The sequence below is a fragment of the Enterococcus sp. 10F3_DIV0382 genome, assembly GCF_002140245.1.
In the GTDB taxonomy this organism is placed as follows: Bacteria; Bacillota; Bacilli; order Lactobacillales; family Enterococcaceae; genus Enterococcus_B; species Enterococcus_B lactis.
Genome location: NZ_NGMF01000001.1, coordinates 1,235,387 through 1,247,011 on the forward strand (window position 1 = coordinate 1,235,387; position 11,625 = coordinate 1,247,011).

Below are 11,625 nucleotides of genomic sequence, written 5' to 3' on the forward strand. Positions count from 1 at the left end.
TAGAAAGTCTATATAATGAAGAAAAAGGAGGGATAAGATGGAAGAATTATCATTATCGAAAAATGTAGCAAATTTACGAAAGGAAAAAGGCGTGACTCAAGAAACTCTAGCCGAATTCATAGGTGTGACAAAAGCTTCTGTTTCCAAATGGGAGACAGGCCAAAGTATGCCTGATGTACTCATATTGCCTAAATTAGCCAGTTTTTTTGATGTGTCTGTTGATGAACTGCTCGGCTATCATCCTCAATTGACGAAAGAGCAAATCAGACACTTTTATCAGCAGTGGACCACCGCTTTTTCTAAAGAGCCCTTTGAATATGTGATGGAGGACTGTAGAAAAGCGGTCAAACAATATTACTCATGTTATCCTTTTCTTCTACAAGTAGTCGTTTTGTGGTTGAATCATTTTATGCTAACAAAGGATCTGGAGGAACAACAAGCAATTCTGTCTGAAGCAGAAGCGTTATGTACGAAAATCGTTGAAGAATCAGCAGAATTATCTCTATGCAATAATGCTTCTTTGTTAAAAGTAGCGGTCATGCTCCAGTTAGGCAAACCAGAAGAAGCTTTATCTGAAATCGAAGAAAAAGCGGATCCTTATCGTTTTGCCCAGCAAAGCGACACCTTGCTTATCCAAGCGTACCGAGCCGCTGGTCAAACAAAAAAAGCGGTAAGCTATACTCAATTCAGCATGTTTTCTCATTTAATCAATCTCGTATCTTCAGCCACTCATTATCTATTGATCCAAATCATTCAATTACCGGTTATAGAAGAAACTGTCAATAGAATAGATGCTGTGATCCAAGCATTCAACCTGACGGCGATCCATCCCAACAGTTGTGCTCAATTTTCTTACGCTGCAGCCTGTGCTTATGCGAAACATGAAAAAGAAGAACAAGTAATAAAGTGTTTAAAACAGTTTGTGGATTTGACACTTATACTTTTAAGTGAGGAAGGCAGGATTCTTCATGGTGATAGGTATTTTGATGAGATAAATGAGATATTTGAAGGAGCAGATCTTGGGGTACAGCAAATAAGAGACACGAAAATCATCAGGGAAGGGGCATTGAGTGCATTAGAAAATCCGATTTTTCAACAAATTGAAAGATCAAAAATTGAAAAACTAAAAAAACGATTGGCGGGCGAGTAATATGAGCATCAAAGAATTTCTTCCGTTTTTAATTCCTTTAATCATTGTACAGTTTGGATTACTTATTTATGTACTTCATCATATCTTTACACATTCTGCATATAAACATGGAAATCGAATGATATGGGTGATTATTGTTATTGTTGGTATGCAGTTTATCGGCCCTGTCCTTTATTTGATTTTTGGCAAGGAGGATGCGTAGTGGCTATCTTGACACTTGAAAAAGTCTCAAAGTCTTTTGGTACAAACAAATTGCTAGATGATTTATCTTTTTCTGTAGAAGAACAGACGATTTTTGGTTTCATCGGTAAAAACGGTGCTGGAAAAACGACAACTATGAAACTGATCTTAGGTCTTATCAAAAAAGACAGCGGAACGATCCGAGTGAACGGAAAAGAAGTAGAGTACGGACAAACAACGACCAATCAAGAAATCGGCTATTTAGCTGATGTACCGGTTTTTTATGATTATATGACTGCTTCTGAGTATTTGATCTTTTGCGGCGAACTCACAGGAATGCCTAAACAGCGGATAAAGGAAAAAACCAATGAACTGTTGTCACTTGTCGGTCTGTCGAATGAAAAGAAGCGGATCAAAAAATTTTCCAGAGGGATGCGACAACGTTTAGGGATTGCTCAAGCCTTGTTGAACGAGCCCAAATTACTCATTTGCGATGAACCAACTTCTGCTCTTGATCCTGTTGGTCGAAAAGAAATCTTAGATATCTTATCCTCTGTGAAAGAGCAAACGACGATTTTATTTTCAACTCATATTTTATCTGATGTGGTGCGTATCTGTGACAAAGTTGCTTTTTTGGATAAGGGAAAAATCGTGTTGTCTGGATCAGTGGACGAATTGAAAAAGCAAACAAATGCTAGTGGGTTTGAGATCGTATTTTTTTCCAAAAAAGAGCGCGAACAATTTGAAGAGCTTTTACCTGGAGGGATGATCCGAAGTGAACTGCGTATAGCTTATCCACAAAAAAGTAAAGAAGAAATGCTTTTTGCTATGGATTTGCTAGCCAAATACCAATTGCCAGTCCAATCGGTCCAGATGGAAGAACCTACGCTAGAAAAACTCTTTTTGGAGGTAGTTCAATCATGAGACAACTCATTGCCTTCGCCAAAAAGGAGCTAAAGGAAAACTGGCGTACTGGAAAAATCATCACGCTAAGTGCGCTCACAGTGATTTTCGGTATAATGAATCCATTGCTAGCTAAATTGACTCCTTATTTAGTGCAAGCTATGTCAACAACTCTGGCAGAGTCAGGGATTTCTGTTCAGAAGATTACAGTTGATGCAACGACTTCATGGACACAATTTTATAAAAATATTCCGATGTTGCTGATTTTTTTCCTTCTTTTATTCAGTGGGATATTGACAAGCGAATACCAAAACGGAACAATCATCAACTTGCTGACAAAAGGGATGAAGCGCTGGAAGATATTTCTGTCGAAATGGATCATGGGTATACTATTTTGGAGTGTCAGCTATTGGTGCTGTTATAGTATTACGCTAGCATACACGATTTATTATTGGGACCAGTCGATTATCACCCATCCTTTATTTATCAGTTTTACTTATTATTTTTTTGGTTGTTGGCTTTATTCATTGATTTTATTTTATTCAGCTTTTCTTTCTTCCAATTATGCGGTTCTGTTGGCTAGTGGGGGAACGGTCATTCTGAGTTATGGTGCTGGGTTGTTCTCTAAAGTAGCAGAATATGTACCGACTTATTTGATTTCTTCCTCAAATTTTCTTGCGAAAGAAATCCACCTTGCAGATTATACTCGGTCATTAGCAGTGACATGTTGTTCTATCGTCATATCCATCGTAGCTGGGTGGCTTGTTTTTAACAAAAAAGAAGTCTAAAATCTGCTATTTCCTAAAAAAAATCGAATTTAATCAAGCTGTAAAGAAAAAAAGCTTTACAGGGTAAAAAAAAACTGTTACACTACATCTTGTGAATAAAACAATGGAGGTGGAAATAAATAATGGCAGTTAAAATCCGTTTAAAACGTATGGGTTCTAAAAAGAGTCCTTTTTACCGTATCGTCGTAGCTGATTCACGTTCTCCTCGTGATGGACGTTTCATCGAAACTGTAGGTACTTACAATCCTTTGAAAGACCCTGCAGAAGTAGTTTTAAAAGAAGACTTAGTTCTTGACTGGTTATCAAAAGGTGCACAACCTTCTGACACTGTACGTAACATCCTTTCAAAAGAAGGCGTTATGCAAAAACACCACGAAGCTAAATTCTCAAAGAAATAAGGTGACCGGATATGAAAGATTTAAGCGACTTAGTCTTAACAATCGTTCGTCCGCTAGTCACTTATCCTGATCAAGTCAAGTTAGAGGTCGTAGAGTCGAAAGATTTTTACGAGTACAACCTAACAGTGGCACCTGAAGATATTGGCCGTATCATCGGAAAACAAGGGCGTGTGGCCAAAGCAATCCGCACGATCGTTTACGGTGTTCGGATCAATGCACCAAAAAAAGTGCGTTTGAATATCATCGATGATAAGGAAAAGTAAATAAACGTGCTGTACTCGAATTTCCGAGTACAGCTTTTTTGTTTTTTTATTAATTGAAGAAATGATTATTTGGCAAAAGAAGTAAGAAAGCGTATCCTTATAATAGGAGGGAGTGAGCAGATAATGAGAAATACTATGTTATTTATTCCGTTTGTCTTATTGTTAAGCGCCTGCAGTTTGATTACTGAAAGATCAGACAATACGCAACTATCAAGCAGTACATCTGAAACTGTTGCAAGTACAGAAAAAAGTAGTACTAAAACGGCTTCATCTACTGAACAAACAAGGGCTACCTCAAATAATGAGGAAAAGCCTGCTTTAAACCAATTGAAAGAACAACAACCAAACGTGCCCATGCCTTTAGATGTACCGATTTCTTCTGGCTATCTCAATGTCGCAGCGGCACAAACAAAGCAAGGCTATTCTATTTTATATTACGGATCAGATCGTCCCCTCAGGTTGAATGCTGACGAATTGAATCAAGAAACGCCTATTGCAACTTATCTCTATCAATATGGATTTGCTTCTAGTCAAGAAACGATCCAAGTCTTGCAGCCATTTGAGATCGATACAAATGGGCAGCAAATGGATTTAGGTCATCAAATCACGGGGTATCAGCAAGGAGCAGCAGGTTCAAGCTACCTTGAATGGCAAGAAGGAAATTGGCGTATTCGGATCCGTGGGAATAATATAGATGGTCAAGAACCCTTGCCGTTAGCTAAAGAAATCGTAGCCTATTTGGAAGAAAACAGGCTGCCAGCACCTGAACAATTTGGTAAGATAACTATTGATATGGGAGATACGACGAATCGAGCCGTAGAAGTAAGTTGGCAAGAACCGAAAAATGTCTATACGATCACTCGTCAAGACCCTATAGCTGCATTGAAGATGGCAGTTTCTATGAAGAAGCCATGACAGAAGTGCTCAGCTCCAAGAAATAAGAAGTCATCAAAAACAGCAAGCCACAGTTTTGCATAAATTTGGCTTAATACCCTAAAAGAAAACTAGAATTGCCTCTCCGCACATGCTAAAATAAAACAGACAAAAAAGAAATGGGGATATAAGTTGACTGAATACTTGAATGTAGGAAAAATCGTAAACACACAAGGTATCAAAGGTGAAGTCCGTGTGATCTCAACAACGGATTTCCCAGAAGAACGTTACAAAAAAGGGACGGTGCTGACATTATTCCAAGATGGAAAAGCACCTGTGGAATTAACAGTCAAAAGTCATCGCAAACATAAAAATTTTGACTTATTGAGTTTTGAAGGACATCCTTCTATCAATGATGTGGAAAAATATCGGGATGGCATATTGAAAGTGTCAAAAGACAACTCTGTAGATCTAGCTGAAAATGAATTCTATTACCACGAGATCATCGGTCTGCGTGTGGTGGAAGAAGATGGAACGGAACTAGGTAAAGTAAAAGAAATCTTGTCACCAGGTGCCAATGATGTTTGGGTCGTTCAACGTCCGAAAAAAGCTGATATCTTGCTTCCATATATCGCTTCTGTCGTCAAAGAAGTCGATTTAGAAGCTGGAGTGGTCCGTGTAGAAATCCCAGAAGGACTGATTGACGATGAAGATTGATGTATTGACTTTATTTCCAAGAATGTTTGAAGGCCCTATGGGGGAATCCATCATCGGCAAGGCTGTAGATAAAGGATTATTAGACATCAATATCTCTAACTTCCGTGATTATTCAGATAACAAACATCAGACAGTAGATGATTATCCATATGGCGGAGGAGCAGGTATGCTGCTCAAAGTCCAGCCCATCTATGATAACATCCAAGCAATCGAACAAGCTGCACCGGATGTCCAAAAAAGAGTAATTCTTCTTGACCCAGCTGGTAAACGATTCGATCAGAAAATGGCAGAAGAATTTTCACAGGAAGAACATCTGGTATTCATTTGTGGTCATTATGAGGGATATGATGAACGTATCCGCACATTAGTGACAGATGAAGTTTCCTTAGGGGATTATGTCCTTACTGGGGGAGAATTAGGTGCGATGGTCATGATCGATGCAACAGTTCGGCTGTTGCCAGATGTGTTAGGCAATCAGACTTCTGCCCAAACCGATTCTTATTCAACTGGTCTATTAGAACATCCCCAATATACTCGTCCAGCAGAATATAAAGGGATGAAAGTACCAGAAGTATTGACAAATGGAAATCATAAATTGATTGAAGAATGGCAATTAAAAGAGTCGCTAAGAAGAACCTATCAACGCCGACCTGATCTCTTGGAAACACTTGAATGGACACCTCAAATGACGAAATTTTTAGAAGAGATCAAGAAAGAAGAACAAGAAAAAACAGCAGATGTAACCAAGTAAATTTTTCTAAAATCTTCTTTACAGTAGATTGATAGTATGTTAGTATTTTATGGTGAGTGTACAAGCACTTAACTATTACGATATTCCGCTGTGAGAAAAGCTCATAAGAATATTTGGAATAAGGAGAAGAAAACCATGAATCCATTAATCGAAGAATTAACAAAAGACCAATTACGTTCTGACATCCCAGCGTTTCGCCCTGGTGACACTGTGCGTGTTCACGCAAAAGTTGTCGAAGGTACTCGTGAACGTATCCAGTTATTTGAAGGTGTTGTTATCAAACGCCGCGGTGCTGGAATCAGCGAAACTTATACAGTACGTAAAGTTTCTAACGGAGTGGGCGTTGAGCGTACATTCCCATTGCACACACCACGTGTTGCAAAAATCGAAGTAGTTCGCTACGGTAAAGTACGTCGTGCAAAATTGTACTACCTACGTGCATTACACGGAAAAGCTGCTCGTATCAAAGAAATCCGTCGTTAATCATCGTTATCAGACAGAGAAAGAACCCTTGGAGTTCAAGGGTTCTTTTTTTGTTCTCATCATGTAATGCGTTACTCTTGATTCAGTATTTTTTTAATTACTCGAATGGGCGAATAACTTATTAGGATGAGTCTATCGACAAATATTAGTAAAAAAAAGAGCCATATGATAATATCTTTCTTGAGAGTAACCGCTTTAACAAAAAATACAGAATATTCTAACATAAATGGAATATTCTTAGAATCAAAAGGAGAAAGAAGATGATTTATACTTATACGGAGCAAGAGAAAATGAAAGTTTTGGAGACATTTATGAAGGAGGGAAAAGTAAAACAAGTACCAAGCGCAACAAAAAAGAAATACATCCTGCTGAAAGAAGTCTTGAAACGATTCGAACATGGAGTAATCTATACAGAAACAGAAGTCAATTCGATATTGATGGACGTATTTTCTAGTGCTGATTATGTCGAACAAAGGCGTTACCTAATCACATTCGGCTTTTTCAAAAGAAGTTCAGGCGGTCGGGCATATCAGATGATGGGAAATGAAAATTAGAAGTTTTGATGTATACTAATTGAAAAAAATTCAAGTATGCGGCGTAGAACCAATGTCGCATACTTGAATTTTTTTTGTCATCTTGTGAAATTGGTTGAAACTTTCAATTAAGAATGACAGTTTTTTATGTAAAATCTGTCATTCTTTTTCATTTTTTGAAACATATGGCTAAACAAATGAAATAAAACGTGCTATACTTCTGGATGAAACAGGTTTAGAAACTGTATCACTTATTTGTGATTATTTCTAACTAATAATTAAAAATAAAGCATAAAAAGGACGATGTTCAATGGCTGAAAAAATGAAACAAGGTTCGAAATCTGTAGTAGAAAGTTTGGTTAACCATCACGTTGATTATGTATTCGGTATACCAGGCGCAAAAATCGATGGTGTATTTAATGAATTAGAGGATCAAGGTCCTGAATTAATTGTAACTCGTCACGAACAAAATGCTGCATTTATGGCACAAGCAATCGGACGTATTACAGGAGAACCTGGGGTTGTTATCGCAACAAGTGGTCCAGGTGCTAGTAACTTAGCTACAGGTTTGGTAACAGCGACAGCAGAAGGAGACCCGGTTTTAGCAATTGCCGGGCAAGTAAAACGAAGCGATCTACTGAAGTTGACCCATCAAAGCATGGATAATGCAGCGCTGTTCCAGCCAATCACAAAATACAGTGCAGAAATCCAAGATCCGGAAACAATTTCTGAAGTGATTGCTAATGCTTATCGTATGGCTAAAAGCTCAAAAAAAGGAGCGAGTTTTATCAGCATTCCTCAAGATGTAGTGGATGCGCCAGTTCAAGGTAATATCATCAAGCCATTGAGTGATCCTAAATTAGGTTCTGCTTCTGCAGATGATATCCGTTACTTAGCCGAACGCATCAGGGAAGCAAAACTACCGGTATTATTAGTAGGTATGCGGGGATCAAGTGAAAAAGAAACGTTAGCTATCCGGCAATTAGTTGAAAAGACAGCATTACCTGTTGTAGAGACATTCCAAGCAGCTGGAGTGATCTCACGTGAATTAGAAGCGCATTTCTTTGGTCGAGTGGGATTGTTTAGAAACCAACCAGGCGATATGCTTTTGAAACGAAGCGACCTAGTCATCGCAATTGGCTATGATCCAATCGAATATGAAGCAAGAAACTGGAACGCAGAAAAAGATGCGCGGATCATTGTGATCGATGAAGCACCAGCTGAAATCGATCCGTTTATGCAGCCTGAAAGAGAATTGATCGGTGATATCTCAGCCACTATTGATTTACTGACAGGTTCATTAGAGCCTCAACAAGTGTCAGAAGATGCGAAAGAATATTTAGATTCTCTTCAAGCAAAACTAACGGAGCGGGATATTGTCCAATCAAAAGGAGAAGCAGGTATTTTGCATCCTTTAGAAGTCATCAACACACTTCAATCAAAAGTAACAGATGATATGACCGTTACTGTAGATGTAGGGAGTCATTATATTTGGATGGCACGCCACTTTAGAAGTTATGAACCACGACATCTATTATTCAGTAATGGTATGCAAACGCTTGGTGTAGCATTACCGTGGGCGATTTCTGCTGCACTGGTACGTCCAAATACACAAATTGTATCAGTTTCCGGAGATGGCGGATTTTTATTCTCTGCCCAAGATTTAGAAACGGCTGTACGTAAAAAATTGGATATCGTTCATTTGATTTGGAATGATGGACGCTACAATATGGTAGAGTTCCAAGAAAAAATGAAATATCAACGGGCGTCAGGTGTAGACTTTGGTCCAGTTGATTTTGTGAAATATGCAGAAGCTTTTGGTGCTAAAGGGATCCGAGCTACAAGTATAGAGGAATTAGAAAAAGCTTTAGAAGAAGGATTTGCGACAGAAGGACCCGTAATTATTGATATTCCGATCGATTACCGTGATAATGAGAAATTGGGAGAAACAATCTTACCAGATCAATTCTATTAAGGAAGTGTCGACATGACTGAAAAAATCTTATACCAGCACGGGACATTGGGAGCTTTGATGGCCGGCTTGATGGATGGAACAGAAACGATTGCTCACATATTGGAAAAAGGAACTCTGGGATTGGGAACATTGCATGGACTTGATGGTGAAGTCATCTTTTTAGATGGCGTAGCTTATCAAGGAAGATCAGATGGCTCAGTTGTCCAATTAGATGGAAGTGAACTTACCCCCTATGCAGCAATTACAGATTTTACGCCAGATACTAGTTTTTCTGTTTTAGAATCTGCAGATGGAGAACAATTGAAAAAACACATCTTAGTAAAAGAAGATGGGGAAAATCTATTTTTAGCAGTGAAGATAACTGGATTATTCAAAAACATGCATATCCGTATCATGCCGAAACAAGAAAAACCTTATCGAAGACTAGCAAAAATTTCAGAGTCTCAACCAGAATTCCAACAAAGCAACATTCATGGAACATTAGTCGGGTTCTTTACCCCTGAATTATTCCAAGGAGTTGCTGCAGCGGGATTTCATCTGCATTTTATCGATGATACACATACATTTGGCGGACATGTAATGGATTTTGAAGTGGCTGAAGGAAACGTGGAAATCAGCCGCATCTCTTCTCTTGTACAGCACTTTCCAGTTGATGATCCGACTTTTGTTCACGAAACGATTGATTATGCTGATTTAGCAGCAGAAATCCAACAAGCAGAATAAAAAAGACAGCGAGATGCGTTTAAGGTAACCAAGCTAACGTATCTCGCTTTTTTGAAAAGCAAACCTAGCGTTTACCAAAAAACTGAGCTATAATCTTTTCCATAGATCAAAAAGGAGCGGTTTTTATCATGTGGACAGAAAAACAGAAAAAAGATGCATACGAAATTCTATTATTACAGCAACAAGGATTATTAGAAGCAGAAGATAACTGGTTAGCAAATTTAGCAAATTCATCTGCATTGTTGAATGAAACATTACCTGAGACTGTCTTTGCAGGATACTATTTATTTGATGGCAATGAATTGATTTTAGGACCGTTCCAAGGGCGAGTTTCCTGCACACGTATCAAGATGGGAAAAGGAGTTTGTGGAGAGTCAGCTGAAAAACAAGCGACATTGATCGTTGACGATGTCAAAAAACATGAAAATTATATTTCCTGTGATTCAGCCGCACAATCAGAAATCGTTGTACCAATGGTAAAAGAAGGTCATTTAATCGGTGTTTTAGATATCGATTGCGGAGTAACGAAAGGGTATGATGAAATCGATCAAGCATTTCTAGAAAAATATGTAGATCTTTTATTAGCAAATTTTAATATAAATGCTTTTTCATTTATTAATAACTAAAATTGACTATTGAAACAAAAAAGAAGAAAAATCAAAAATAAAAAGAGCCGGAAAGACAGGGGGATATCTGTTTTTCGGTTTTTTTATTTTTTTATAAAATCACAAGCGTTATTAGTTTTCATAATCATATTTTAATGGTATTATCATTTTAAATAATGAAAAACACATTAAGGATGGATGAAATATGAATAACGAAACTATCATTTTAGGAAAAAAATATATTTGCCAACCTATTGGCTTGAAACAAAAAGTGGTTGGAGAAGTAATCAGTAAATTAGAAAATTGTGTTGTGATCTGCGTAGATGAATATCATGACGTCGATCGCAATGAAATATTAGAAAAATGCGGAAAAGTAGTGGCAAAATACACTCACGTTTATGAGTTGGAAACGACAGAATATCTATATAATTACAGCAATAAATATGAACATACTTTAGTTTCATAAAGATTTTAAATAAAGTGCCTTCAAAAGCGAGGAGTCCAAGCTTTTGAAGACACTTTATTTAGTTGGCGTTGTTTTTTTATATGTCACTTTTCTTTTTAAGTGGCACAATAATTGTAAATTTTCTTTAATTGATTCTCTATACAACCTGAATCTAGTTCAGTATATAAAAACTAGTTTCGTTTGCTTCACTATCAGAAATTCTCCTTCGCTTCTTTTAGATTATATATAAGGTATCTCTAAAGTCCTTTTAGTTGCCAAAATTTAATAACAAATAAAGTATAATGATTATAGCTTCTCTAATTTCACTTAATTTAATTGCAGACATTATCTTTAAATAACAAACATAATCATTAAAAAAGTTTTTGTCATATCCTCAAGTACTTGTTCTAGCTTCCAGTATATGTTTCTATTTTTATTTTATTTTTTTATTTAAACTAAAAGACGTAATTTCAAATGAAAATTTATTGAATAAAGATTCCATTATTATAGTGCCCACAACGAAACCAGCAGCATTTGCAATAATATCCCCTACATCAAATATTCCTAAACGAAAAACATATTGCGCTATTTCAATTAACCAGATACCCAAAACCACTATGCCTAGATGTTTTTTATTTAATGATAGTATCCAGCCTAATGGTATAAACATGATTATATTCAGCATCACGATTATCGCATCCCCATTGATAAAATCAGAAAGAAATGATAAAGGATTGGATTCTAGTCCTCTTATTCCAATGTTTTTTAAAAAGAGCAGATAAATTAATACTAAAAAATAAAGAATATAAAATCCAATGATTACTTCCTTATAAATTCT

Annotated in this window: 16 protein-coding genes; 15 read left to right on the forward strand and 1 reads right to left on the reverse strand. The window is 37.1% G+C overall.

The genetic code is table 11. The features are described from left to right. Window positions 1-37: 37 nt before the first annotated feature. The 15 genes from A5849_RS06195 (at window position 38) to A5849_RS06270 (ending at window position 10,808) form a co-directional block, all read left to right on the forward strand. Window positions 38-1,150, forward strand: coding sequence for a helix-turn-helix domain-containing protein (locus A5849_RS06195; RefSeq protein ID WP_065763635.1), 1,113 nt, complete (start codon window positions 38-40; stop codon window positions 1,148-1,150). 1 nt (window position 1,151) lies between these two features. Next, entirely contained in the window at window positions 1,152-1,352 is a 201-nt protein-coding gene (locus tag A5849_RS06200) for a PLDc N-terminal domain-containing protein (RefSeq protein WP_002290267.1), read from the forward strand. Next, the gene (locus A5849_RS06205; protein ID WP_002348532.1) at window positions 1,352-2,254 is read left to right on the forward strand and encodes an ABC transporter ATP-binding protein; all 903 of its coding nucleotides are present in this window, start codon (window positions 1,352-1,354) and stop codon (window positions 2,252-2,254) included. The genes A5849_RS06200 and A5849_RS06205 overlap by 1 nt, the downstream gene beginning before the upstream one ends. Continuing rightward, on the forward strand, window positions 2,251-3,021 hold the full coding sequence (locus A5849_RS06210; RefSeq protein ID WP_002308727.1) for an ABC transporter permease subunit: 771 nt from the start codon (window positions 2,251-2,253) through the stop codon (window positions 3,019-3,021). Before A5849_RS06205 ends, A5849_RS06210 begins: the two co-directional genes overlap by 4 nt. Window positions 3,022-3,143: 122 nt before the next feature. Continuing rightward, the gene (gene rpsP, locus A5849_RS06215) at window positions 3,144-3,419 is read left to right on the forward strand and encodes a 30S ribosomal protein S16 (RefSeq protein ID WP_002290274.1); all 276 of its coding nucleotides are present in this window, start codon (window positions 3,144-3,146) and stop codon (window positions 3,417-3,419) included. 11 nt (window positions 3,420-3,430) lie between these two features. Continuing rightward, window positions 3,431-3,682, forward strand: a complete 252-nt coding sequence (locus tag A5849_RS06220; protein ID WP_002308728.1) for a KH domain-containing protein — start codon at window positions 3,431-3,433, stop codon at window positions 3,680-3,682. Window positions 3,683-3,805: 123 nt separating this feature from the next. Further along, on the forward strand, window positions 3,806-4,597 hold the full coding sequence (locus tag A5849_RS06225; protein WP_002345215.1) for a hypothetical protein: 792 nt from the start codon (window positions 3,806-3,808) through the stop codon (window positions 4,595-4,597). 150 nt (window positions 4,598-4,747) lie between these two features. Beyond that, window positions 4,748-5,272 (forward strand): ribosome maturation factor RimM, encoded by a 525-nt coding sequence (gene rimM, locus A5849_RS06230; protein ID WP_002308730.1) that lies wholly within the window; start codon window positions 4,748-4,750, stop codon window positions 5,270-5,272. Beyond that, complete coding sequence (gene trmD, locus A5849_RS06235; RefSeq protein ID WP_002308731.1) at window positions 5,262-6,023, forward strand: tRNA (guanosine(37)-N1)-methyltransferase TrmD; 762 nt, start codon at window positions 5,262-5,264, stop codon at window positions 6,021-6,023. Before rimM ends, trmD begins: the two co-directional genes overlap by 11 nt. Window positions 6,024-6,158: 135 nt before the next feature. Next, on the forward strand, window positions 6,159-6,506 hold the full coding sequence (gene rplS, locus A5849_RS06240) for a 50S ribosomal protein L19 (protein ID WP_002290284.1): 348 nt from the start codon (window positions 6,159-6,161) through the stop codon (window positions 6,504-6,506). A 260-nt stretch (window positions 6,507-6,766) separates the two neighbouring features. Further along, window positions 6,767-7,060, forward strand: coding sequence for a DUF2087 domain-containing protein (locus tag A5849_RS06250; protein ID WP_002348534.1), 294 nt, complete (start codon window positions 6,767-6,769; stop codon window positions 7,058-7,060). A gap of 289 nt (window positions 7,061-7,349) precedes the next feature. Continuing rightward, the gene (gene alsS, locus A5849_RS06255; RefSeq protein ID WP_002348535.1) at window positions 7,350-9,014 is read left to right on the forward strand and encodes an acetolactate synthase AlsS; all 1,665 of its coding nucleotides are present in this window, start codon (window positions 7,350-7,352) and stop codon (window positions 9,012-9,014) included. A 12-nt stretch (window positions 9,015-9,026) separates the two neighbouring features. Next, a complete protein-coding gene (budA, locus tag A5849_RS06260; RefSeq protein ID WP_002308805.1) occupies window positions 9,027-9,737 on the forward strand; it encodes an acetolactate decarboxylase in 711 nt (236 codons plus the stop codon). A gap of 128 nt (window positions 9,738-9,865) precedes the next feature. Continuing rightward, window positions 9,866-10,363 (forward strand): GAF domain-containing protein, encoded by a 498-nt coding sequence (locus A5849_RS06265; RefSeq protein WP_002293167.1) that lies wholly within the window; start codon window positions 9,866-9,868, stop codon window positions 10,361-10,363. A 184-nt stretch (window positions 10,364-10,547) separates the two neighbouring features. After that, window positions 10,548-10,808: a hypothetical protein gene (locus tag A5849_RS06270; protein WP_002289617.1), complete on the forward strand. Its 261-nt coding sequence runs from the start codon at window positions 10,548-10,550 to the stop codon at window positions 10,806-10,808. Between the two features lie 412 nt (window positions 10,809-11,220). On the opposite strand, the gene A5849_RS06275 is transcribed toward A5849_RS06270, so the two are convergent. Then, window positions 11,221-11,625, reverse strand: a 405-nt coding sequence (locus tag A5849_RS06275; protein ID WP_086309997.1) for a VanZ family protein, incomplete at its 5' end; no start/stop codon positions are given.

Bases quoted from the DNA above. Each gene is read 5' to 3' on its own strand.
- A5849_RS06195 (WP_065763635.1), top strand. From the start codon at position 38: ATGGAAGAATTATCATTATCGAAAAATGTAGCAAATTTACGAAAGGAA.
- A5849_RS06200 (WP_002290267.1), top strand. From the start codon at position 1,152: ATGAGCATCAAAGAATTTCTTCCGTTTTTAATTCCTTTAATCATTGTA.
- A5849_RS06210 (WP_002308727.1), top strand. From the start codon at position 2,251: ATGAGACAACTCATTGCCTTCGCCAAAAAGGAGCTAAAGGAAAACTGG.
- rpsP (WP_002290274.1), top strand. From the start codon at position 3,144: ATGGCAGTTAAAATCCGTTTAAAACGTATGGGTTCTAAAAAGAGTCCT.
- A5849_RS06220 (WP_002308728.1), top strand. From the start codon at position 3,431: ATGAAAGATTTAAGCGACTTAGTCTTAACAATCGTTCGTCCGCTAGTC.
- A5849_RS06225 (WP_002345215.1), top strand. From the start codon at position 3,806: ATGAGAAATACTATGTTATTTATTCCGTTTGTCTTATTGTTAAGCGCC.
- trmD (WP_002308731.1), top strand. From the start codon at position 5,262: ATGAAGATTGATGTATTGACTTTATTTCCAAGAATGTTTGAAGGCCCT.
- rplS (WP_002290284.1), top strand. From the start codon at position 6,159: ATGAATCCATTAATCGAAGAATTAACAAAAGACCAATTACGTTCTGAC.
- A5849_RS06250 (WP_002348534.1), top strand. From the start codon at position 6,767: ATGATTTATACTTATACGGAGCAAGAGAAAATGAAAGTTTTGGAGACA.
- alsS (WP_002348535.1), top strand. From the start codon at position 7,350: ATGGCTGAAAAAATGAAACAAGGTTCGAAATCTGTAGTAGAAAGTTTG.
- budA (WP_002308805.1), top strand. From the start codon at position 9,027: ATGACTGAAAAAATCTTATACCAGCACGGGACATTGGGAGCTTTGATG.
- A5849_RS06265 (WP_002293167.1), top strand. From the start codon at position 9,866: ATGTGGACAGAAAAACAGAAAAAAGATGCATACGAAATTCTATTATTA.
- A5849_RS06270 (WP_002289617.1), top strand. From the start codon at position 10,548: ATGAATAACGAAACTATCATTTTAGGAAAAAAATATATTTGCCAACCT.